We start from the raw sequence: 21,923 nt of genomic DNA on the forward strand, positions 1-21,923 counted from the left end.
TGACGATCTCGGATTATCTCGTCTCGGCGTCGGCTTCCGACGTCGACTCGTCGCGGGCAGACTCCGTGTTCTCACGAACGTCGTCGACGGCGATTTCATCGACTGTCCGATCGAACAGCGTCAGCCAGGCCTCGACCGTCTCCCGGTCGTCGGTGGCGGCCGCCTGCCGCAACGCCGTCGTCTTCGGGTGGAGGAGTTTGTTGACGAGCGCCTCCGAGAAGTCACGTATCGCCGCCTCCTGTTCTGGAGTGAGTTCCTCGCTTTCGGCATCGAGGCGGTCGAGCGCCCGTTCGAACTCCGCCTCCCGGCGTTCGTGGGCCCGCGAGTAGATCTGTGACAGCGTATCGTCGACCTCCTCGGCTCGCAGCTGCTCTGCCAGCCGCCCGCGCTCTTCGGCTATGATCCCCTCGACCGCGGGGATCGCCGCTTCGCGGCGCTCCAGCCCATCGTTGCGAACCGACAGCACCTCTTCGATGGTGACGAGTTCCACGTCCTCCAGGTCGTCGACTGCCGGGTCGACGTCCCGGGGGTTCGCCAGGTCGAACACGACCAGTTCGTGGCCGACCAGGTCCGCGATCGAAAGCACCCGGTCCTCGGCGCCCGTGGCGGTGACGACGAGATCGGCCGTAGAGAGGTGATCGTCGCTCAACTCCTCGAGCGCGATGGCGTCGCCGCCGGCCACCTCGGCGAGTTCTTCGGCGTTCGAAAGCGTGCGGTTGGCGACGGTGAGGCTGGCGTCGCCGTCGGAGTCGTCCACCGGGATCCGGTGGGCGAGCGACTTGACGACGAGTTGCGCGACCTCTCCGGCGCCCACGACGAGGACCGCCGCGTCTTCGAGTTCGTCGACCCCTTCGAGTTCCGGGAGCTTCTCGCGTGCGCGATCCAGGGTGACGCTGCCCAGCGACACCCGGCCCTCGTTGATCCGGGTCTCGGTCCGGGCGCGTTCGCCCACTCGCAGCGCTTTTAAGGCGATCGTATCCAACGTGCCACCGAGCGCGTCGGCATCGCTCGCACGCTTGTACGCCCCGCGCAGCTGGCCGAGGATCTCGTCCTCCCCGAGGACGCCGCTTTCGAGTCCACAGGCTACCCGTAGGAGGTGCTCGACGACGGCGTCACCCACGAACAAACGGTCGGAGTCGGGGGAAACGTCCACCCCGATCTTCTGACCGAGCCCTTTCAGTACGTCCTTCGCCTCTGACCCGTGGAGATAAATCTCGTATCGCTGGCAGGTGCGCAAGACGAGCGCTTCCTCGATTCCCGCCTTTCCGAGCAGGAACGACCGGACCGACGACTCCTCGTGGCTGCAGGCGATCTCGAATCGCTCGAAACCGTCTTCCTCGAGCGTGAATCGGAGTCCGGCGACGTCGTCGTACATTGATATAGTGGATCGGTGTGGTGGATCGGTGGAGTCGAGTGGTGAGGCGGGGAGCAGCCGTCCGGAATCGCTTCTCGTTTCCCCCTACATTCTTCTCCGTTTTGGTTTCTTCGGTCGGTATCACCGACCGAGAAAGCCAACGAGTCGACTGGACAACCGAAATGTGGACGCCAGCCCTATCGGACCGTTATTTCCGTGGCGCGTGGGCGTCCTCGAGTTCGACCATCCGCTGGGCGAACGCCTCGGGGTCCTCGTCGTGGTACTCCCAGATGGTGATGTCGGCGTTGCGCACCTCGTCGACGCGGGGGTGCTCGCCGCTGGTGAGCCACGTCCAGTCGGTCATGCCGGGGTACATGAGCGGGATCGTGTACGTCTCGATGTCGTCCCAGTCGGGTTCGTCTTCGACCTTCTCGGCGACGAGTTCGCTGTTGCCGAGGTTGTCGCTCTCGCCGTAGTAGTCCGGCTCGACGCCGAGCCCGAGCTTGTACGGGTACGCAACCCAGTGCCAGCGCTGGGAGTTCCCGTGGTGGATCGCGGGTGCGATCGTGTAGACCCCACCCTCCTCGACGGGCATGTCGTCGACGTAGCCCGTATCGAGGTCGCGGCGTACTTCCATCATCCACTTGCCGTCCTCCCAGACGGCGTCACACTCCCACGACGCGCCGGATTCGGAGGGAAGCCCCTGCGGACGCCGGGGAACCATCGCGCCCTCCCACTCGGCAACATCGGGGTCGAAGTCGACAGCGTTCTCGTTTTCGCCCTCGGTCATCAGGGCGTACTTCTCGAAGTCCTGCTGGTCCGGGATGCCCGGCCCGGGTTCGTTGTCGACGACACACTCGTAGTAGTCGAGCGCACCGTCCTCGACGACGTCCGGGTCGAACATCAGTTCGGGGCCGTCCTCGGGGTCCCAGTCCTGGGAGCCGAAGGTGCGGTCGCCGGTCACGTTCCCGTTCCGGTAGTCGAGCAAGTGGTGGTTCGTCCCGTACCCCATCGGAACGGAACGGTGGCCACGGAAGAACGGGAAGTCGATGAACTCGCCGTTTTCCATCATCTCGTCGAGTTCGTCCTGGGATTTGGGGTCTCTCCAGTCGTGTTCCCACCATTCACCGTTCCGGGACTGCGGAATGAACTTCCGCATGTCTCCGTCGTCGCGCCCCTCCGTTCCGTGGTGGGGATGGGCGTCGACCTCGTCACCGTGCGCTTCGCCGGGCAGGCGGCGGACGCCTTCCATGACAGTCATCCAACCACCGAAGTTCTCGAAGCCCTGGAGGGTGCCGTCGTGCCACATGAAGGTGAGACGGTCCTCGTAGAGGCCCTGGTGATGGTCCATCCCACCGGGCGGCGCTTCGTCCTCGTCGAGGTCCCACGGGTTCCAGTTGGCGTAGCGCACCCACTCCTCACCGTTGTAAACGATCATGTCGTGGAGCCAGCCGCCCTCGTTGGGCTGGTCCCACTCGAAGCGCATGATGATCTCGTCGTCGTTGAAGGCGAACTGGATGTCGACCGGCTTGACGAGCGGGTCAGGCCGGACGTCCTTTTTCATGTGGTCCAGTTCGGAATAGGCGTCCATCGGATTGGCCGCCCAGTACTCCTCTTCTTCCTCTTCGTCGTCCGGCTCCTCGGTCGGTGTCGGCGTTTCGTCGTCCGGCTCCTCGGTCGGCGTGGGCGTTGGTTCCTCCTCTTCCTCTTCAGTGCCCAGACAGCCGGCCAGTGCGACGGTCCCGGCTCCGCCCATCGCCTTCAGCAGGCGACGGCGATGCGTATTCGACGTCCCTCGCGGGAACGTCGGCGTGCCGCCGAACTGCTCGAGCAGTTCTTCGTCCTCAGCGTCGGCTTCCTCTCGTTTCTCGTCGGTTGGTCTGTCGACCATATTCTTGATTCAATAACTGCATATATGAAGGACTGCCCCTGAAATATGGTGTTCTTTAAATACCCCTCTTTTAAAATGATCTTTATTATAGATGTATGAGGTAGAATATGCATGTCAATACCAGACTTGAGAGAGCTAGGAGCATCTGGCCTCGATTTACCGAGATTCGAGTCAAAAAACGGAGACTTCACCGGAGGAAGGAAATCAAGGAAGTATGGGCGCGGTCAACCCAGTATAAGCGAGAGACTGCAAAGGAGAGATCAGTCGCAAAAAACCCGAAACGACCTGAATTCACGTCGGTTCGACTGCCGACAGTGATCTCGAGAACCGTTCAACCGAACACCGTCTACAGGCAGATTAGGCCGAGTGCCTCGGGGCTTGTCCCCGAGGTACTTCACCGGGTATCAACCGCCTCCTGGACATCCGTGGGTTGTCGCCTTCTGAGAGTGAGACGCCTTCTCGGCGGTTATTTCCGGGGCGCTTCAGCTTCCTCCAGGTCGATCATCCGTGCGGCAAAGTCCTCGGGATCCTCAGCGGCAAAGCTGTGGTACTCCCAGATGGCGATGTCGGCGTTGCGCACCTCGTCGACGCGGGGGTGCTCCCCGCTAGTGAGCCACGTCCAGTCGGTCTGACCGGGGTACATCAGGGGGACGGTGTACGTGTCGACGGCACCCCAGTCGGGTTCGTCACCGTCGAATTCTTCGGCGACGATTTCTGCTTCTTCCGTGTGTGGGTGGTCGGGATCGACGCCGAGCCCGAGCTTGTACGGGTAGCCGACCCAGTGCCAGCGCTGTGCGCCCCCACCGTGGACGGCTGGCGACCAGTCGTACACTTCACCCGGTTCGAAGTCCTGCTCGCCTGCGTAGCCGGATTCCAGCGGGCGCCACATTTCGACGGTCCAGGTGTCGTTCTCCCAGGTCGCGTCGACGCGCCACAGCGCGCCCGGACCCTCGACTTCGTCAGGGCGGTTGTACCGCCGTGGAATGACCGCACCCTCGGAGACGTCCGCCTCGTCCGGATCGAACTCGACCATGTTCTCGCCCTGGATCAATGCGTGAGTGTCGGTCTGCAGCACCTCGCCGTCATAAATCTCCTGCAGGTCGAGCGTTCCACCCTCCACGATGTCGGGATCGAACATGTACTCCGGATGACCGTCGTCGGTGATGCCCTGACTGTTCCGTATCCGGGTGGATGGTTCGTCCATTGCGCCGTGACGGTGATCGAGGATGCAATGAACCGTTGCGTATCCGCCGGGAGCACCACGGTGGGCTCGCATCATCGGCATGTCGAGGAACTCTCCGTTCTCCAGCATCTCGTCGAGTTCCTCCTGGTCCTTGACGGCGTCCCAGTCGTTCTCCCACCACTCGCCCTCACGGGACTGTGGGATGTACTTGCGGACGTCGTCGTTGCCCAGCACGTCGCCGTGGTGGGGATGGTCTTCGACTTCGTCACCCTCCACGGCGCCGGGAAGCGTTCGGGTCCCCTCGTGGACCGTGAGCCAGCCGCCGAACTGTTCGAACCCTTTCACGCTGCCGTCGTCGACGAGGAACGAGAGTCGGTCCTCGGTGAACCCCGAGAAGTTGTCACCGAATCCGTAGTCGGGATCGGGTGCGCCCGGATTGGGTTCGCCGTAGCGGACCCACTCGCCGTCCTCATAGACGAACACGTCGTGGAACCAGCCGTTCTTGACGTCCCAGTCCCACTCGAAGCGGAACCGGATCTCGTCGTCGTTGTACGCGACCTGTACGTCAAGGTCCTTTACCCAGTCCTTCGGAGCCCAGTCGACCGCCATGTGGTCGATTTGGGTGTAGTCCGGCCGCTCGAATTCAGGCTCTTCTTCTTCCTCCTCCTCTTCGTCTTCTTCAGGAGTCGGCGTGGGCGTCTCCTCGTCCGGCGTCGGCGTCTCTTCGGGCTCCGGCTCCTCTTCGCCTGCACAGCCCGCAAACCCGGCGATCGCCGCACCGCCGAGTGCCGCGAGGACGCGGCGTCGATGGGTTTTGGATACCCCGTTCGGAAGCGTGAGCTTTCCGTCGAGTTCCTGTTCGATCTCCTCGGCATCTGAGTCGTCGAGGATTTCGTCTGGATCTGTCGTAGGTTCTTCAACCATACAATAAATTTGGGAGTACTACACATTTGAAGTACTACCCCTGAATAATGGTGTCCTTTAAAACCAGTCAATAAATTAACTCTAATACAAGCTATGTAGTCCGTCCGTCGCCTCATTTGCGAGTGAGTCTGCCAACCCCGGCCTTTGACCAGAAACTCCCCGTTTGAGTTCACAGACGTGGTCAGCCGGCCGACTCCCGTCGGGTCCACCACAGTTTCACTAGGGTATGAATCTTCGAGAACAGCGACCACTTCGCCGCTACTTCGTCTTCCCCACGGAGCAGGAACTAATCCAGTCCGCGATTCACGTGATGACCAACCACTGGCTCCACGCTCTGGCTTTGTTTGCGATATCTGTCTCTGCCTCTATTCGTTCGTAACTTGCGTTCCATCAGTTCCTTTGGCCTGACTGACTCGGATTCCGTCCACGCGCCGGTCCGCTCTCTTGTAAATCCTTGCGCCGCTTCCAATCCTTCGTCGTGAAAATGAACAACTCGGTTTGTTCATCTGCAAGTTTGGCGTTCTCATTGGTCCCGTACCCAGCAAACGCCAGCACATTCGACGGAGGTTGTCCGGTTACTTCCTCGCATTCCTTCAGCATCGGATCGAGTTGCTCGATATCATTGGCGTCAGTTGTGACGTCCTGTGGGACGATTACCCCTGAGTAATAATCCGGCATCGCTAGGCCGATATAGCCCTGATTCCAGCCGTCGTAACTCTTCATAGATTGACTCTCCGGTTCGGTCGTGTTCGTCTTCGGGCCCTCGTCAAGTTCGACATCTTCAGGCAGCGTTGATTTCTCCCCACTTTTCGTGTCGCCCGTCTTGGCTTCTTCACGTTCTCTCTCATGAAACTTCTCGGCCTGTTCGTCCTTCATCTTCTGTTCTTTCTAGTCGAATTTGACTTCGCCTCCCGGAGTCGTTCAGGGCTGCGCTCTTTGTCCTGCAGTTCCTCGGGAAGTTCTTCGCCGCGGTTATCCGGGCCGTACTCTTTGTCTTCTTCGGCTCCGAATTCGGCTGCTTTTTCCCAGATCGACTGAACTCTGCCTTGAACTGCTCACGCGTTCGGTTACTGATCGAGGGCGGCGTCTCCCTGAACGGGCCGGCCGTCGATTGCACCTTCACCCATTTGAGCCATCCCCGCTTGCCGGCAGAGTCGACGGATTTCGACGAAGAGGAGCTGGAACTCCTCGCGGTGATCCGGGCGAACGTCGCAGATGGTGCGGAAATCCGGCTGATGATTCGAGGCAAGATAGCCAAACACGACATCACGTTCAAGTACCCGGTCGATTTTCCGGGAACTACGGATTCCCTTTGGGTGGGCAAAGACCAGCACCTTGAGCAACATCACATCACAACATCCACATTTTGCACTCGTATAAGAATATCATTTGAAATTATCAGGGAATTTAGTAATAAGATTTAATCAGCATTTCTGCCAGTTCCAGCGGATTTTCCATGAAAACAACGATAGCGAGTTGATATGTAGATTGTCTAAGTGCATCATTCGAAAATGATCGAAATCCAAATAGGAAGCTGCTTGTAGTTTCACAATCTGTATCACAACCTGTTCAATTACTTCGCGCCGACAGTATAGTTTGTTGTACCATGGGGGACCGTTTGGGCGCGCGGATTGTGAACCTCGCCATCGAGCTTCCCTCGCATCGCTCGGGACTCCTCGCTGTCTGGTTCAAATCCGGCTCGCAGAAATACTCGGCCCTCGCTGTCGCTCGCCGGTTCGTATGGGCTCGCGCGGATTTGAACCGCGGTCAACGGCACCCAAGGCCGCAAGTATACCAGGCTAACCCACGAGCCCTCATTTATCAAGAGGCTGTCCAGCGGTGTAAAACGTTTCGTTCAGCCCGCTTGCCGAACCGTCTTCACGGAACCGTACAGCCGCCGGGCGGACACACACCCCAGATCGCTGCGATCCCGAGCGTTGTCACCACCGCGAGCAACAACTGCAACGGTCCACCGACCCGAACGAAGTCCGAGAACCGGTACCCTCCGGGGCCATACACCATCAAATTCGTCTGGTAGCCGACCGGTGTCATGAACGCCGTCGAGGCCGCGAACGTCACCGCCAGCACGAACGAAAACACGTTCGCCCCGATCGCCGCCGCGGCGTCGAACGCCACCGGGATCATCAACACGACGCTCGCGTTGTTGCTGATGAGGTTCGTCAATGCTGCGGTGACGAGATAGAACACGCCGAGCAGGACGATCGGCTCGTACCCCCCTGCCGTCGACAGCGTTACCGCCGCGAGCCACTCCGCACCGCCTGTTCGCTCCATCGCAATGCCCAGCGGAATCACCCCCGCGAGCAGGAAGATCACGTTCCAGTCGACCGCGTCGTACACCTCGTTGGGCTTCAGACAGCCGGTGATTACCATTGCGACCATTCCGGCGAGGGCGGTCACCAGAATCGAATAGCCCGTAAATGCCGCCCCGAACACCACCGCCGCGATGATTCCGACGGCGATCGGCGTCTTCTCCTCCCTGTACTGGGGACGTTCGACGTCACCGGCGACAATAAACGCCCGGTTGCCCGCGAGGCGTCGCACCGTGTCGTCGCTCGCCTGGAGCAACAGCGTGTCGCCGCCGCGAAGCGGGCGTTCGTCCATCCGGGCGTGGATGATCTCGCCGCCGCGTCGGATCGCAAGTACCGACGCGTCGTATCTGTGCCGGAAACTCAGCGTCTCCAGTGTCTCGCCGATGATCCCGCTGTCGGGGGAGATGACGACTTCCACGAGGCGCTGTTCGGTTTCGGCGGTCGTGTCGTCTGTCTCGACCTGTAGCTGCGTCTCGTCGACCTCGGCGTCGGGTGCCAGTTTCAGCCCTTCCGTCTCGATGAGTTCGATGAGGTTGTCACGGTCCGTCCGGAGCACGAGCACGTCGTCGACCTGGACCTGCTTTCGCGCCAGCGGTTCGGTGAACGCTTGGTTCCCACGAACTAACTGCACCAGGTCGGCGTCGATGTCGATCTCGTCGAAGCACTGCCCAACGGTTTTTCCGACGAACGGCGACTTTTCGGTGACGACCACTTCAGTGAGGTACTCGGTCATCTGGAACTCTTCGGTGAGGTCATCCCGGGGTTTGATCCGTTCGGGAACGAGCCACGCACTCACGAAAAACAGGTAGACGCTGCCCACTGCAAGCACCAACAGCCCGAGCGCGGTAAACTCGAACATCCCGAACGGCGTCGTTTCGGCTCCCCCGAGCCGGTCGTACACGTCCGAGGCGAGGATGTTGGTCGAGGTTCCGATCAACGTCAGCGTCCCGCCCATCATCGACGCGAACGAAAGCGGCATGAGAAGCGACGATGGGGAGGTATTCGTCCGATTGGCGATGTTCGACACCATCGGGATCATCACCGCCACCACCGGCGTGTTGTTGATGAACCCGGCCGAGCCTCCTGAGAGCCCGATCACCGCCCCCAGTTGGCGTTTGGGATTGTCCCCGGTCCAGTTGACGATCCGGTCGCCGATCGTTCGAACCACCCCGGTGCGTCGGATCCCCTCGCTCAACACGAACATCGCCAGCACGGTGATCGTCGCCGGCGAGGCGAACCCGGAGATGCCGTCTGCGGGGCTGATCGTCGTGAACGGCTCCAGCACGACAAGCACGACGATGAGCGCAACCGCGGTGATGTCGATCGGCACCGGCTCCGTGAGAAACAGCACGAGTGCGAGCCCGATCACGCCGAAGACGACGAACATCTCCGTCGTCACCGGCGGAATGTCGGCGACGAGTGGACTCCACGCTACGGCGACGGACGTCGCCAACTCGGCGGCAGCTATCGGCGCCAACAACGACGCGATCGGGAGTCCGAGAACCACGGCCAGTACCTCGCCGCAGACGAATAAAAAGATTTGAGATAGGCGGCGGACGGATCGGATCGAACGTCTGCCGACGGTTCCGGACTGCAGTGATCCGGGCGACTACAGTTCATTTTCAGCCAGTTCCAGATCCGCGACCAGATCGAACGGGTCCGTCCCCGCCCTGATTCCGTCCAGAATTCGGAACGCCTGATCTGGCGCCAGGAAGTGTCGCGTCACTGCCCGCCCCAGCGGCGTCGGAGCAAAGCCGTCGATGAATTCCCATTCGAGTAGCTTACCGATGGCGTGTTTCGTCGGCACCTCGCCCACCATCCGATCGTTGAGTCGCTTCGCCCGTTTGCCGGCGACGGTAACGTTTGCGAGTGTCTCCTCGACAGCCGCCCGCTCGTCGTACTGCGTGATCACGTCCTCCATCTCCCCTTTCAGGAGCTTGAACGCCACCTCGTCTTCGGTTCCCTCCATCGAATTGTGATACGCACAGTCGGGTTCGACCAGCAGGTACACCTTCCCGCGGTCGTGGTAGTCCGGCCGTCCGGCCCGTCCGAGCATCTGCTCGAACTCCTGGACCGAGAGCCACTCGATCCCCATCGCCAGCGAGTCGAACACGACCTGGGAGGCGGGAAAGTCGACTCCGGCTGCGAGTGCTGCGGTCGTGACCACCGCCGCGAGCTCCTGGTCCCCGAACTGTCCTTCGACCCGCTTGCGCTGTCGATAGTCGAGCCCGGCGTGGTACGGCGCCGACGAGTACTGCAGTTTCCGGGAGATCTCGTGACACCGCCGCCGGGAGTTGGTAAAGACGATCGTCTGACCGCGATACCCCTTCGAGGACTTGGTGTCGAACTCGCGTTTCACCAGCCGGTCGATGATCCGGACCTTCTCCCGGCCGTCGGCGAAGGTAACGTGCCGTTCGATCGGCACCGGCCGCTCCTCGAACTCGATCAGTGTCGCCCGAAGCCGGCGGGCCAGTTCCTCCGGGTTCCCGACGGTCGCCGAGAGGAACACCCACTGGGCCGGCGACTCGTTTTCCGTCTCGGCGTAGTACCGGAGCCGCGAGATGAGCCCGTCGAGCCGGTGGCCCCGCTCGGGCTCTTTTAACGTGTGGATCTCGTCGATTACGACGGTACCGACCTCGCCGAGGTCCTTGCCGGTCCGGAGGGCGTGGTCGACCCCCTCGTAGGTTCCCACGATCACGTCGGCGTCGGGATCGAACCGGGTGCCGTCGTCGTTGATCCGCGAGGCGCCCACGCGGATGGTGACGTCGACGAGGTCGCCGTACCGTTCCTCGAAGTCCTCGTGTTTCTGGTTCGCGAGCGCGACAAGCGGCACCAGAAACAGCAGTTTTCCCTCCCCCTTCAGCGCCCGGTCGATCCCCGCCATCTCGCCCACCAGCGTCTTCCCGGTCGCGGTCGCGCTGACGACCAACTGGTCGCGCCCCTCGAGGAGGCCGTTTCGAACCGACAGCGATTGGACGGGAAGCAGCGTCTCGAACCGCTCTTCGGTGCGCGCTTTCAACTCCGGATGGACGTCGATGTCGGCGGTTCGGACGGGATTGACGTCGTCGACCGTCGCCGACACTTCGTCGAACTTGGTGAGGTCCGGATCCAGCCCGCCTTGGACGAGATTCGTGATGCGCTGGAGGTCACGCGTCTCGAGCAACAGCTCCTCGAGCCGGTCTTTTGCGGCCGCCGTGAATTCCCCCTTATAAGCGAGCTCACGCTCCAGCTGTTCGCGTGCGCAGTCCGGACAGACCTCCTCGTGTTCGGTCGCGATCGCGGTGTCGGAGGTAATCGGCCGGTAGTGGCCGTCGTTTGCACACCGGCGGCAGGTCCGGACGACCTGCGCTTCGAGCTGATACCCCGAGAGCAGGTCCTGCAGTTCGGCCCGTCCCGATCTCGAGGTCTGTTCGGAGATGCGGATCCGCTCGGCCCGACGGGCGAGTTCGACGAACTCCTCGGGCGACCGGGGTTCGCGCTGCTCGCCGCGAACGATCAGAAACTTCCCGGGTCTGGGCCCTGCCGACGTCTCCTTCGTCTCCAGTACGCCACGGAAGCGTCGCTTCCCGTCGCGTCGGACGACGACGGTGTACTCGTCGCCCGACTCGTGCAAGAACAGCGTTTCGACGTCGAGGGCCTGCTTCGACACGATTTGGTAACTCTATGCGAGTCGGACACTTCAGCGATTCGTTGCAGGTCGATCGGATCGGGGGACAACGAGGCCGGGAATTGGTGGTGGCCGGGGATCGTTGTCGTCTGGAGGGAGAATCGGTCCGCTGCGGGGATCGGGCGATCGACCGGGGGCCTCACTCGGCGCGGTCGACGTCGATCTGCTCTCGGAGGGCGGAGAGCTCGTCGGACTCGGCGAGCTCCTCCAGGCGCTCCTGGAAGTGTTCCTCACAGAGGCCGACGCGGATGCTGTCCTTCTCCGCGGCGTATGCGGCCTCCCGGTCGCAGTAGTGGCAACGCATACTCGCAGCTTACGCGCGTTCGGATTTAAGCGTTGGCAAGATGATCCGTCAGGCGTCTCCGAGCAATCGATCCCGAACCGGAGCGAACGCGTCCGCGTCGAGCCCGGTCGCCCCGAGACTCGTTCCGTGGGCGTCGCTGCCCCCTGTCGCGAGCAGACCGTGTCGCCGTCGAACGTCCTCGACTGCGGCGGCCCCTTCCCCCTCGGGATCGGTGCCGTCGGCGTACGGGTAGTACACCTCGACGGCGTCCAGTTCCGCTGTGAGTTCCAGTGCAACCTTCGGATCGTCGTATCGAAGCGGGTGTGCCAGCCCGACGATCCGGCTGGCCTCTCCCAGGAGCTGGACGCCGCGTTCGAAGGAGGGGACGTTCCTGGCGACGAAACACGGGCCGTTGTCGCCGATCAGTTCGTCGAACGCCCCCTCGTAATCCAGCGTGGCGTCGCTTTCGGCGATCGCTCGCGCGACGTGTGGCCGGCCGACGCCCCGTTCGATCGGTACGTCGAGTTCGACGCCGAGTTCGTTTTCGACGCGCCTGACGATCTTCCGACCTCGCTCGATCCGATCCTCCTGGATCCGGTCTAGTTCCCTCCGAAGCTCCTCCGTCGGTTCAATCCCGTACCCCAACAGGTCCACTCGGAACGGCTCTCCCGGCCGATCGGTGTCTGGTGCTCCCTCGGTCAAACGATCTGGATCCACCTCGACTCTGAGTTCGATTCCCCGGACCAGTCGGATCCCGTCCCGCCGTTCGATCGGTGCGGACAGTCCGGGATGGAGCCGGTCGTGATCGGTTATTCCCACCCACGAGAGTCCGGCCCTCCGTGCGGCTGACGGTACCGATTCAAGCTCCAACTTGCCGTCCGACACTGTCGTGTGCACGTGGAGATCGGCGACTGGTCCCGACCCGTCCACTCCCGATTCCTGAGTGCCCATCTGGCGTGAGGATTGCGTGCTCTGTGGTAAGAAGGGCCCTGTTGTGGGACCAGATTGATCTGTGATATCGTGGAACACATTATCCTCCTTAAGGACAGCACAACAATTCCGACGGTCTGAGATTGTACATGGATAATCATTATATCCTTTCGGCGGCCAGCACCGCCCATGCGATTGAGCGACACCGGCGACAAGCTGGACACACACGAGTACCCCGCAACACGCGACGAGATCATCCAGGCGTACGGCGACAGCACGATCGAACTGCCGAACGGCACGGAGACCCTGAAAGCGGTGCTCGAACGGATCGCCGACGACGTCTACGAGGGGCCGGAAGACGCCCGGACGGCGGTGTTCACCGGCGTGGGTCACGAAGCTGTCGGCCGGCGGTTTTACAGCGATCGCGACCCGACGATGCCCGGCGAATCCGGGCCCGAACCCGTCTCCTTTTAAGTGACTGTTCCGGTCACTGACTCGGTTTCGCTGTCGGGCCTCGATTGTCCACCAGCTATATCTTCACACCGCCTGACACTCCGACTGTGGACCCCGAAGACCTCCGCGGGGAAATCGTCGACTGGGTCGAGGAGGGTCTGATCTCGCCCGACCAGGCCCGCCGGATCCTCGATCGCTACGGCGTGGACCCGCCCGAACCCCTCCAGGAACCGTCGGGAGCCGACCGCTCCCGAACCGTCACCGCGATCGCGCTCATGGGCGGGCTGCTCGTCGCCGCCGGGATCGGCCTGTACGTCGCCACCGCCTGGGACGACATCCCCCGGTTGCTCCGTGCGGCGATCCTGCTCGTAGTTCCCGTCGCCGGCTTCGTCGGGGCGCTCCGGCTCGTCGCCCGAACGCGTCCGCGGGTGGGACACGGGATCTGGTTCGCCAGCGCCGCGTTCGTCGGCGTGACGGTGTTTCTGCTGTCGGACCTGTACACGCTCGAGGTCGAGTCGGCGTGGCTGTTCCTCGTCTGGGCGGGCGTCGCCGTCGCTGCCGGCCACGCGTATCCCTCGCGACCGACGACGGCGCTCGGGTTGTTGGTTTCCGGTGCGCTCGTCGTCGACGTCGCGGACAGTCTCGGCGTGGATCCAGTGTTCCCAGTCGGCGCGCTCGGGGTGTTCCTCTTCGTGGTCGGCGCGAGTCGACTGGAGCCGTCGGTCATCGTAGGCAACGCGGAGTCTTCGGACGTGGCTGCGATCTATCGGCTCGTCGGCTTCGGCTTCGCGGTCCTCGGAGTCCTCGCCATCGCTGCCTCCTCGAGCGTGGGATCGTTCCCGGACCCCGGGGGAACGCTCGCGGCGCTGTTGCTCGCGGTCGCCGCCGTCGCGACGGTCGGCTTCGGGGGCCTGCTGTTCGAGGCTGACACCTCCCCGTCGTCGCCCCGCGGGACGGCCGCCTTTTGGGCCGCCGGTGTACTCGTCGTCCTGGGTATCGGAACCGTGTTCGTCCAGTACGCGGACGCAGTCCCGGAGCTTGCAGGCGTGTTCGCGACGCACGCGCTCTCGCTTGCGGTGCTGGTCGGGGGCGTCGTCGTCGGCTACCGGACCGACGCTCGGGGGATCGTCAACGTCGTCGCGCTGGCGTTTCTCCTCCAGTTGCTCTTCTTCCTGGAGGCGACGATCACCGGCGTGCTCCCGCAGTCGCTGGCGCTGGTAATCGCCGGGATCGTGCTGCTCGCGGCGGCGTTCGGGCTCGAACGCGGCCGCCGCCGGCTGTTCGCCCGGATGGAGGAGTGACCGGGCTGTTCGCCCGGATGGACGAAAGACCGTCTGGAGGAGTGTGAGATCTGTCGACGGGCCGCAACCGGTTTTACTTTAGTCTTTGCGCGGCAGCTACCGATAATGAGCGACGAGGTCGAAGACGTCCACTACGCCGAACCGGACAACCCCTATCTCCGGGACGCGCCGGCGGAATTCGAGCCGATCGAGGAGATCGACGCCGAGACGGCACGCGAGCAGGCCGAACTGTTGCGCGAGGCGATCCGGGAGCACGACTACCGCTACTACGTGCTCGCGGACCCGATCGTCGCAGACGAGACGTACGATCGGCTGTTCGCCCGGCTCGAGGAGCTCGAATCGGCGTTCGACCTTGCGACCGACGACTCGCCGACCCAGCGAGTCGGCGGGGAACCGCTCGACGAACTGGAGACGGTCGAGCACACTGCGCCGATGCTGTCGATCGACCAGTCGACGGAAGCCGACGACCTCCGGGAGTTCGACGATCGCGTTCGCCGTGAGCTGCAGGAAGCGGGCTTCGACGACCCGACGTATCTGTGCGAACCGAAGTTCGACGGCCTCTCGGTGGAGATCGTCTACCGCGACGGCAGATACGTCCGTGCAGCGACCCGAGGGGACGGACAGCGCGGCGACGACGTCACCGAACAGGTCCGGACGATCCGGGCGGTGCCCATGCGATTGCGGGGGGATCCCCCCTCGGTCCTGGCCGTCCGCGGGGAGGTGTACATGCCGAAGGACGACTTCCGGGCGTACAACCGCGAACGCGTCGAGGCGGGCGAGGAGCCGTTCGCAAACCCCCGCAACGCGGCCGCCGGAACGCTCCGACAGCTCGACCCGGACATCGTCGCCGAGCGACCACTCTCGATCTACTTCTTCGACGTGCTCGCCTGGGAGACGGATCCGGATCCGGACGCGCTTCCCGACGCGTTACCGGAAGCGAGTGCTGACGGCTCGCGGGACGAGGAATCCGAGGCTGCTGCCGGGGCGGACGACCAGCTGACGCTCGATGCCCTCGGTGAGGTGGTCGACTCCGAAGACGAGACCGAGAGCCGAGACGACGGAAGCCAGCTATCGGACGCCGGGGTCCGCCCCGGCGGTCGGGAACAGCCCGCGACCCACGCCGCGGAGTTTTCGGCGTTCCGGGAGTTCGGGCTCCGGGTGGCCCACGAGCACGTCGAACAGGTCGACGACATCGAGGCGGCGGTCGACTACCGGGATCGAATGATGGAACTCCGCGAGGAGCTCCCGTTCGAAATCGACGGCACGGTGGTCAAGGTAAACGACCGGGAGGCCTGCGAACATCTCGGGGCGACCGCGCGGTCGGTCCGGTGGGCGTTCGCCTACAAGTTCCCCGCCAGAAGCGGCGAAACGACGATCCGGGACGTGGTGGTTCAGGTCGGCCGGACGGGGCGTCTCACCCCGGTCGCGCTGCTCGATCCGGTCGAGGTCGGCGGGGTGACCGTCTCGCGGGCGACGCTGCACAACCCCAGCGAGATCGAGACGCTGGGCGTCGACGTGGGCGATCGGGTGGCCGTAAAGCGGGCAGGGGACGTCATCCCGCAGGTGACGGAGGTGCTCGAACACGGATCGGAGGGGCACTTCGAGTTCCCCGATGAGTGTCCAGTCTGCGGGAGTTCGGTCGAGCGCGACGGTCCACTGGCGTACTGCAGCGGCGGGTTTGGCTGTCCGGCCCAACTCGAACGCACGATCGAACACTACACGAGCCGACAGGCGCTCGACATCGACGGGCTCGGTCCCGAACGTGTCGAACAGCTCCGGGAGGCCGGGCTGGTGGAGTCGTTGGCCGACCTTTACCGGCTGGATTCGGACGACCTCGCCGATCTCGAGGGGTGGGGGGAGAAGAGTGCCGAGAACCTGCGTTCAGAACTCGAGGAGACTCGGGAACCTTCCCTCGCGGACTTCCTCACCGGGCTGGGTATCCCCGACGTGGGCGCGTCGACGGCAACGGAGCTCGCCCGAGCGTTCGGGAGCCTCGCGGCCGTGATGGACGCCGACCGCGAGGAACTCGAGTCGGTGCCCGACGTCGGGCCCGAAGTCGCCCGGAAGATCAGGGACTTCTTCGACACCGAGGAGAACCGGGCGGCGATCGAGGAGCTCACGGAGTACGTCGAACCCCAGTCCCTCGAGGTCGACGACGCCGGCGACGAACTCTCGGGGCTGACGTTCGTGTTCACGGGGTCGCTGTCGATACCGCGACGCGACGCGAGCGATCTACTCGAACGGTACGGCGCGAACGTCACCTCGAGCGTCTCCGGCAACACTGACTATCTCGTCGTCGGCGACGACCCGGGAACATCGAAGCGTGAAGATGCCGATGCCAACGACGTAGACGAGATCGGGGAGGACGAGTTGATGGAACTGCTGGCGGATCGAGGGATCGAGTGGCCGGGCTCTCGGTGACCTCGGAGGGTTTTCCATTGTGAACTCCACCGTCGTCAGTCGTGCCGGGCGATCAGGATCTCCACTGGCCACACGTAGCCCCGGCGATGTCGCTCCTGTCGTTCGATCGTGAACCCCCCATCCTCGATCGCCCGCCGGGCGTATATCGGGCGACAGCCGACACGCTCGTACCCCGGAACCCGATCGAACAGCCACTCGTATAGCCGGACGAACGGATCGCCTTCCATGCCGGATCGCTCCATCGTCACTACGCCCAGTTTCCCCTCCCTGCCGAGAACGCGAGCACATTCGGCGACGACAGTCGAGATCCCGTCCGACGAAAACAGTTCCAGTGTGTCCTCGATGAAGACGACGTCGACGCTGCCGTCCGGGAGCGGGAGCGATCGAGCGTCGCCCAGCAGGAGGTCGATACGATTCAGAGGGTCGATCCGGTCAGTTGCCATCGACCTTTCGACCCGGCTGCGAGCACGGGCGAGCATATTCGGGGAGGCGTCGAGCCCGATCACGTGACCGTCCGGACTGGTGTGTCGGGAAAGTACTCGCAGTGCGTGACCGGGCCCACAGCCGATTTCCAGGACGGTCTCGCCGGGTTCGAGCTGAAGTCCCTCGATCGCCCGGCGCCGGGTTTTCGCCTCCAGTGGGGCGATCAACAGATCGTACGGTGCAGCAAGCCGGTCGTACGCCGCCACGACAGTTTCGTTCGTCGCCGGTGTGCTCGATTCGGCTCTCATCGTCGGGTTTTCGCGGCCAGATACACGACCGCCTGTTCGTGGAGCGCGGGATGTGGGATTGCGATCGGCCGAGCAGTTCGAACCGCGGACAGCGCTCCGGCGAACGCCATCCCTTCCTCGGCAGCCAGCGTCGTTGCGACGAGGGTGCTGCTCCGTGAAACTCCGGCCTTGCAGTGGATCAGCAGCGATCCCTCTCGTCGGTACAGCGATCGGGCGGTGTCCACTGCCTGTTCAAATACCGGCCACTCGTTCCCGCGGCCGTCGACCAGGGGACGGTGGTGTGTCGTCAGTGGACGTTCCTCGTCGGTGGCCGAGAGCACGAATTCGAACTCGCGATCGTGGCGACGCGGATCGGCGGCCAGGTGGTTGCCGAGATAGATGTCCCGATCGGCGATCCGACGGATGATCGGGCGATCCTCGACGTACCCGAACGGTCGCACTAGTGGATATGGATCCTTTTCCCCGTTCGAACTGTCTCGCCGATCTCTGTCCACACGAGATATTGTTTTGAAGTGACCATAAGTCCCATGCAACATTCTGATATACTTCGCTCGGTCAGCAATAGACTCAAAAAAGGTGTCGTTGCGAGTAGGTCCCTGCCGATGCACATCGTCCGGTGAGAGTGATGCGAGACCGACGCGAGCCCGACCGGTTCGAGGCCGACCGAAGGGGCATCTCGCCCACGTGGTTCCCGTTAAAAAACTCGTGCACAAGCCTTTATTCGATGACGGCGGAAGAAACCCTATGGCTGCCATCGAGTTGTCCGGCGTGAGAAAGGAGTTCGCCGACGTCACGGCGGTCCGCGACCTCGATCTGACAGTCGAGGAGGGAGAGGTATATGGGTTCCTCGGCCCGAACGGGGCCGGGAAGTCGACGACGATCAACATCCTTCTGGACTTCGTTCGACCGACCGCCGGCGAGGCGCGAGTGCTCGGGCGGGACGCCCACCGCGAAAGCCTGGCTGTGCGCCAGCGGACAGGCGTCCTCCCGGAGGGATTCGGGGTGTACGACCGGCTCTCCGGCCGGCAACACGTCGAGTTCGCGATCGACTCAAAGGACGCAGACGACGACCCCGACGAGTTGCTGGCCCGGGTCGGACTGGCGGCCGATAGCGCCCGGAAGGCCGGCGGCTACTCGAAAGGGATGCGTCAGCGGCTCGCGCTCGCGATGGCGCTCGTGGGCGAGCCCGAATTATTGATCCTGGATGAACCGTCCTCGGGCCTGGATCCGACCGGCGCGAAGGACATGCGCGAGATCGTCCGCGAGGAGGTCGACCGCGGCGCGACCGTCTTCTTCTCCTCGCACGTGCTGGGGCAGGTCGAGGCCGTCTGCGATCGCGTGGGGATCCTCCGGGACGGACGACTCGTCGCCGAGGACAGCGTCGAAGGGCTCCGCGAGGCAGTCGGCGACGACGAGACGCTGGTGATCACGGTCGGCGAGGGATCCGACGGGCTCGCCGCTGTGACAGACACGATCCGCGATCTGGATGGCGTCTCGGCGGTCGAACTGGACGGCGACACGCTCACGGTTTCCTGCCGGGGCGACGCCAAGACGGCGGTGCTGTCGACGCTCGAAGCGCAGGGCGTCCCGGTCGACGACTTCACCACCCGGGAGGCGTCCCTGGAGGACCTCTTCTTAGCGTACACGGAGGGGGATGCCGTGGATTCGGGTGGTTCATCCACGGCTGCCGAGGCCCAGCCCGAACAGGGGGGATCGACGTGAGCCTGCTTTCGGTCGCGCGGAAGGACTTCGAGGACGCGATCCGGTCCCGGTGGCTCATCGGCCTGACGGTGCTTTTCGTCGTGCTGTTCGCCGGGACGGCGTATCTCTTCAGGCCGATGGAGGGCGAAACGCTGGAGGCGAATGTCATCTTGAGCCTGTTCGGACAGCTGTTCGTGGGGACGCTGGTCCCCCTGATCGGGCTGGTTATCGGCTACAACGCGATCAGCGGCGAACGCGAGAGCGGCTCCCTGAAGCTGCTGCTCGCGTTGCCCCACAGCCGGATCGACGTGGTCTTCGGGAAGGTCCTCGGCCGGGCGGCCGCGCTCGGTGGGGCGATCCTGGTTGGGTTCGTGCTGCCGGCGATCGTCCTCGCGATCGGACCACTGGAGTTCGATCCCCTCGCGTACGTGGGATACACGCTGCTCGTGGTCGTCTTCGCGGCGGTGTTCGTCAGCATCGGCGTCGGGTTCTCCGCGGCGGCGTCCACCCAGCGTCGGGCGCTCGCCGGGGCGATCGGGCTGTACTTCCTGTTCGTCCCGCTGTGGAACGCCGCGACTGGAGGCTTCCTGCTCCTGTTTGCGCAGTTCCCCGACTGGTTCCCCCTCGAGCGGGCACAGGAGGTCGCCGAACTGGCGAACCCGAGCACGGCATTCCAGCTGGTGACCGACGGCTTCCTCGCCGGCCAGCTGTTCGCCGGCGAGACCGCGGGGCTCCAGGTGTCGGCCGCGGCGATGCTTATCGTGTGGCTGCTCGCGCCGCCCCTCCTGGGTGCGTTGAAGTTCCAGCGCGAGGACCTGTGAGCCGATACGCGTTTAGGAAACGCGCCTGAAGAGTGCGGTATGAGCCTGGAGGCGGTGTTGTCGGCGGTCGAAGCGCGCGTGACGCCCGACGAGGCAGAGCGCGCCCGGTTCGAGGAGGTCGCCGGCGAGCTTCGCGAACGGACGCTGTCGGCGCTGTCCGAACTCGACGTCGAGGGCGACGTCGTCCTCGTCGGGTCGACCGCCCGGGGGACGTGGCTGTCGGGCGACCGCGACATCGACATGTTCGTCCGGTTGCCTCCCGAGACCGATCGATCGGAGCTCGTCCAGTATGGGTTGACGATCGGGCACGAGGTGTTGCCCGACGGGCGCGAGGAGTACGCCGAACACCCGTACGTGAAGGGAACCTACGAGGGGTTCGACGTGGATCTCGTCCCGTGTTACGACGTCGAGGATGCCGAACACATCCAGTCGGCTGTCGACCGGACGCCGTTTCACTCCACGTACCTGGAGGAGAACCTCGACGACGAACTGGCGCGGGACGTCCGACTCGCAAAGCGGTTCCTCAAGGGGATCGGCGCGTACGGCAGCGACCTCCGGACGCGGGGGTTTTCGGGCTATCTCACGGAGCTTTTGATCTGCGAGTACGACGGCTTCGTCCCCCTCGTCGAGGCCGCCGCCGAGTGGCATCCGCCGGTGGAACTCGATCCGGAGGATCACGGCCGGGAGACGTTTACGGATCCGCTGGTCGTGATCGATCCCACGGATCCCGAACGGAACGTTGCGGCGGTACTGTCGGCCGAGAACCTCGCCAGGTTCCAGCATTACAGCCGGGAACTGCTCGAGGATCCCCGCGAGGAGCTGTTCTTCCCGCCGGAACGCGAACCGATCTCGGCCGCGGAGCTGCGGGCCCACGTCCGCCAGCGTCGAACCACCCCAGTCGCCGTCGTCTTCGAGGCGCCCGACATCGTCGACGATCAGCTGTGGCCCCAGCTCCGACGGACGCTGGGTGGGGTGATCGACGGGCTCGACGACCACGGCTTCGACGTCTTCCGGGCAGACACTTTCGTCGAGGAGACGGCGGGGCCGGCAGACGAACAGGGGCGGGCGGTGTTGTTCATCGAACTCGCGAGCCCGACCGTCCCGGCGGTGTCCCGTCACGTCGGCCCGCCGGTGAGCGTCCGGAGCCACGCGGAGGGGTTTTACGAGAAGTACGCGGAGCGATCCGGACGCGACGACGGGGACCAAGACCGGCTGTACGGGCCGTTTCTGGTGGAGGATCGCTACATGGTCGAACGCCCCCGGGAGTTCACCGACGCGAGCGAGTATCTCCGCAGCGAGGCGTTGCTGGAGGTCAGAACGGGGGCCCAGATCGAGGACGCACTCGAGGAGCGGACGGTGCTCGTCGGCGACGAGGTCGACGGGTTGGTCGAGTCGTTCGGTCGCGATCTCGCCGCGTACTTCGATCCCCGCCCGTGAGGTGGCGCCGGCTGCGGTCCGATCCCGGCCCGGGCGGACGGAAACGAAAGCCCTATCAAAACAACTGGTCTACCAACTGGTGCAAGCCGGAGTAGCTCAGATGGTAGAGCGCCTCGCTGTTAACGAGGCGGTCCCAGGTTCGAGTCCTGGCTCCGGCGCTTCTCTCCCATGGCACCGTTTCGAGCCGTGGTGCTGTCGTTCGGTTTCGAGAGTCGGATCGGTCCGGCACACTCAAGGGGAGCGACGCGGAATTACGGATCGAGGGCCCTTAGCTTAGTCTGGATAGAGCACCCGGCTCATAACCGGGCGGTCGCTGGTTCAAATCCGGCAGGGCCCATCCGGTCACCAGCCGATTCTTGGCTGAAGTAGAAACGCTGCGTAGAGACATCCAAACACCTCTTTTCGACGGATTCGGGGATCCGGGTAACCCCCCTCTCAGGAGGTATGTCAACCAGTTACTGGTTGGACCCCTCTACCGTCGGGCGGTTTTTATTCC

17 protein-coding genes and 3 tRNA genes are annotated in these 21,923 nt (G+C 63.7%); 8 read left to right on the plus strand and 12 right to left on the minus strand.

The genetic code is table 11. From position 1 onward, the window contains the following. Positions 1-13: 13 nt before the first annotated feature. The 10 genes from hemA to AArcSl_RS15435 all read right to left on the minus strand — a co-directional run bounded on the left by hemA (position 14) and on the right by AArcSl_RS15435 (position 12,583). Positions 14-1,375 carry a glutamyl-tRNA reductase gene (hemA, locus tag AArcSl_RS15395; protein WP_119821177.1) on the minus strand — a complete coding sequence of 454 codons (1,362 nt, stop codon included), beginning with the start codon at positions 1,373-1,375 and terminating at the stop codon, positions 14-16. A 187-nt stretch (positions 1,376-1,562) separates the two neighbouring features. Beyond that, positions 1,563-3,245, minus strand: a complete 1,683-nt coding sequence (locus AArcSl_RS15400; protein ID WP_245883287.1) for an ethylbenzene dehydrogenase-related protein — start codon at positions 3,243-3,245, stop codon at positions 1,563-1,565. 466 nt (positions 3,246-3,711) lie between these two features. Next, the gene (locus AArcSl_RS15405) at positions 3,712-5,352 is read right to left on the minus strand and encodes an ethylbenzene dehydrogenase-related protein (protein WP_245883289.1); all 1,641 of its coding nucleotides are present in this window, start codon (positions 5,350-5,352) and stop codon (positions 3,712-3,714) included. Between the two features lie 390 nt (positions 5,353-5,742). Then, positions 5,743-6,228, minus strand: coding sequence for a hypothetical protein (locus tag AArcSl_RS15410; RefSeq protein ID WP_119821179.1), 486 nt, complete (start codon positions 6,226-6,228; stop codon positions 5,743-5,745). A gap of 191 nt (positions 6,229-6,419) precedes the next feature. Then, the gene (locus AArcSl_RS15415) at positions 6,420-6,698 is read right to left on the minus strand and encodes a transposase (protein WP_119821181.1); all 279 of its coding nucleotides are present in this window, start codon (positions 6,696-6,698) and stop codon (positions 6,420-6,422) included. Between the two features lie 395 nt (positions 6,699-7,093). Beyond that, a tRNA-Pro gene (locus tag AArcSl_RS15420) sits at positions 7,094-7,166 on the minus strand. 64 nt (positions 7,167-7,230) lie between these two features. Next, positions 7,231-9,135: an SLC13 family permease gene (locus AArcSl_RS15425; protein WP_119822040.1), complete on the minus strand. Its 1,905-nt coding sequence runs from the start codon at positions 9,133-9,135 to the stop codon at positions 7,231-7,233. 156 nt (positions 9,136-9,291) lie between these two features. Beyond that, positions 9,292-11,331 carry a DEAD/DEAH box helicase gene (locus AArcSl_RS15430; RefSeq protein ID WP_119821183.1) on the minus strand — a complete coding sequence of 680 codons (2,040 nt, stop codon included), beginning with the start codon at positions 11,329-11,331 and terminating at the stop codon, positions 9,292-9,294. A 157-nt stretch (positions 11,332-11,488) separates the two neighbouring features. After that, positions 11,489-11,653: a DUF6757 family protein gene (locus AArcSl_RS17155; RefSeq protein WP_193588477.1), complete on the minus strand. Its 165-nt coding sequence runs from the start codon at positions 11,651-11,653 to the stop codon at positions 11,489-11,491. A 48-nt stretch (positions 11,654-11,701) separates the two neighbouring features. Beyond that, entirely contained in the window at positions 11,702-12,583 is an 882-nt protein-coding gene (locus tag AArcSl_RS15435; protein ID WP_119821186.1) for a PHP domain-containing protein, read from the minus strand. Between the two features lie 168 nt (positions 12,584-12,751). Here AArcSl_RS15435 and AArcSl_RS15440 point away from each other — a divergent pair, with 168 nt between their 5' ends. From AArcSl_RS15440 to ligA, 3 genes are all read left to right on the plus strand, one after another. Continuing rightward, positions 12,752-13,036, plus strand: a complete 285-nt coding sequence (locus AArcSl_RS15440; RefSeq protein ID WP_119821188.1) for a DUF5789 family protein — start codon at positions 12,752-12,754, stop codon at positions 13,034-13,036. An 86-nt stretch (positions 13,037-13,122) separates the two neighbouring features. Next, positions 13,123-14,316, plus strand: coding sequence for a DUF2157 domain-containing protein (locus tag AArcSl_RS15445; RefSeq protein WP_161945991.1), 1,194 nt, complete (start codon positions 13,123-13,125; stop codon positions 14,314-14,316). A 105-nt stretch (positions 14,317-14,421) separates the two neighbouring features. Continuing rightward, complete coding sequence (gene ligA, locus AArcSl_RS15450; RefSeq protein ID WP_119821192.1) at positions 14,422-16,737, plus strand: NAD-dependent DNA ligase LigA; 2,316 nt, start codon at positions 14,422-14,424, stop codon at positions 16,735-16,737. A gap of 35 nt (positions 16,738-16,772) precedes the next feature. On the opposite strand, the gene AArcSl_RS15455 is transcribed toward ligA, so the two are convergent. Together AArcSl_RS15455 and AArcSl_RS15460 are read right to left on the minus strand one after the other, a co-directional pair. Further along, complete coding sequence (locus AArcSl_RS15455; RefSeq protein ID WP_119821194.1) at positions 16,773-17,468, minus strand: class I SAM-dependent methyltransferase; 696 nt, start codon at positions 17,466-17,468, stop codon at positions 16,773-16,775. Then, positions 17,465-17,908 carry a protein-tyrosine phosphatase family protein gene (locus AArcSl_RS15460; protein ID WP_245883291.1) on the minus strand — a complete coding sequence of 148 codons (444 nt, stop codon included), beginning with the start codon at positions 17,906-17,908 and terminating at the stop codon, positions 17,465-17,467. The genes AArcSl_RS15455 and AArcSl_RS15460 overlap by 4 nt, the downstream gene beginning before the upstream one ends. 304 nt (positions 17,909-18,212) lie before the next feature. Between AArcSl_RS15460 and AArcSl_RS15465 the strand changes: the two genes are divergently transcribed. The 5 genes from AArcSl_RS15465 to AArcSl_RS15485 all read left to right on the plus strand — a co-directional run bounded on the left by AArcSl_RS15465 (position 18,213) and on the right by AArcSl_RS15485 (position 21,764). Continuing rightward, entirely contained in the window at positions 18,213-19,190 is a 978-nt protein-coding gene (locus AArcSl_RS15465) for an ABC transporter ATP-binding protein (RefSeq protein ID WP_119821198.1), read from the plus strand. Further along, the gene (locus AArcSl_RS15470) at positions 19,187-19,990 is read left to right on the plus strand and encodes an ABC transporter permease subunit (protein WP_119821200.1); all 804 of its coding nucleotides are present in this window, start codon (positions 19,187-19,189) and stop codon (positions 19,988-19,990) included. The genes AArcSl_RS15465 and AArcSl_RS15470 overlap by 4 nt, the downstream gene beginning before the upstream one ends. Before the next feature lie 39 nt (positions 19,991-20,029). Continuing rightward, positions 20,030-21,427 carry a CCA tRNA nucleotidyltransferase gene (gene cca, locus AArcSl_RS15475; protein WP_119821202.1) on the plus strand — a complete coding sequence of 466 codons (1,398 nt, stop codon included), beginning with the start codon at positions 20,030-20,032 and terminating at the stop codon, positions 21,425-21,427. Positions 21,428-21,512: 85 nt separating this feature from the next. Continuing rightward, a tRNA-Asn gene (locus AArcSl_RS15480) sits at positions 21,513-21,585 on the plus strand. A 104-nt stretch (positions 21,586-21,689) separates the two neighbouring features. Next, positions 21,690-21,764: transfer RNA gene (locus AArcSl_RS15485), tRNA-Ile, on the plus strand. Positions 21,765-21,923 lie beyond the last annotated feature (159 nt).

It is taken from the genome of Halalkaliarchaeum desulfuricum, assembly GCF_002952775.1.
Lineage (GTDB): Archaea > Halobacteriota > Halobacteria > Halobacteriales > Haloferacaceae > Halalkaliarchaeum > Halalkaliarchaeum desulfuricum.

What these genes read in the sequence shown, in the direction of transcription:
- hemA (WP_119821177.1), bottom strand. Translation starts at nt 1,375, where the DNA reads ATGTACGACGACGTCGCCGGACTCCGATTCACGCTCGAGGAAGACGGT.
- ligA (WP_119821192.1), top strand. Translation starts at nt 14,422, where the DNA reads ATGAGCGACGAGGTCGAAGACGTCCACTACGCCGAACCGGACAACCCC.
- AArcSl_RS15435 (WP_119821186.1), bottom strand. Translation starts at nt 12,583, where the DNA reads ATGGGCACTCAGGAATCGGGAGTGGACGGGTCGGGACCAGTCGCCGAT.
- AArcSl_RS15410 (WP_119821179.1), bottom strand. Translation starts at nt 6,228, where the DNA reads ATGAAGGACGAACAGGCCGAGAAGTTTCATGAGAGAGAACGTGAAGAA.
- AArcSl_RS15465 (WP_119821198.1), top strand. Translation starts at nt 18,213, where the DNA reads ATGGCTGCCATCGAGTTGTCCGGCGTGAGAAAGGAGTTCGCCGACGTC.
- AArcSl_RS15455 (WP_119821194.1), bottom strand. Translation starts at nt 17,468, where the DNA reads ATGAGAGCCGAATCGAGCACACCGGCGACGAACGAAACTGTCGTGGCG.
- cca (WP_119821202.1), top strand. Translation starts at nt 20,030, where the DNA reads ATGAGCCTGGAGGCGGTGTTGTCGGCGGTCGAAGCGCGCGTGACGCCC.
- AArcSl_RS15440 (WP_119821188.1), top strand. Translation starts at nt 12,752, where the DNA reads ATGCGATTGAGCGACACCGGCGACAAGCTGGACACACACGAGTACCCC.
- AArcSl_RS17155 (WP_193588477.1), bottom strand. Translation starts at nt 11,653, where the DNA reads ATGCGTTGCCACTACTGCGACCGGGAGGCCGCATACGCCGCGGAGAAG.
- AArcSl_RS15400 (WP_245883287.1), bottom strand. Translation starts at nt 3,245, where the DNA reads ATGGTCGACAGACCAACCGACGAGAAACGAGAGGAAGCCGACGCTGAG.
- AArcSl_RS15405 (WP_245883289.1), bottom strand. Translation starts at nt 5,352, where the DNA reads ATGGTTGAAGAACCTACGACAGATCCAGACGAAATCCTCGACGACTCA.
- AArcSl_RS15415 (WP_119821181.1), bottom strand. Translation starts at nt 6,698, where the DNA reads ATGTTGCTCAAGGTGCTGGTCTTTGCCCACCCAAAGGGAATCCGTAGT.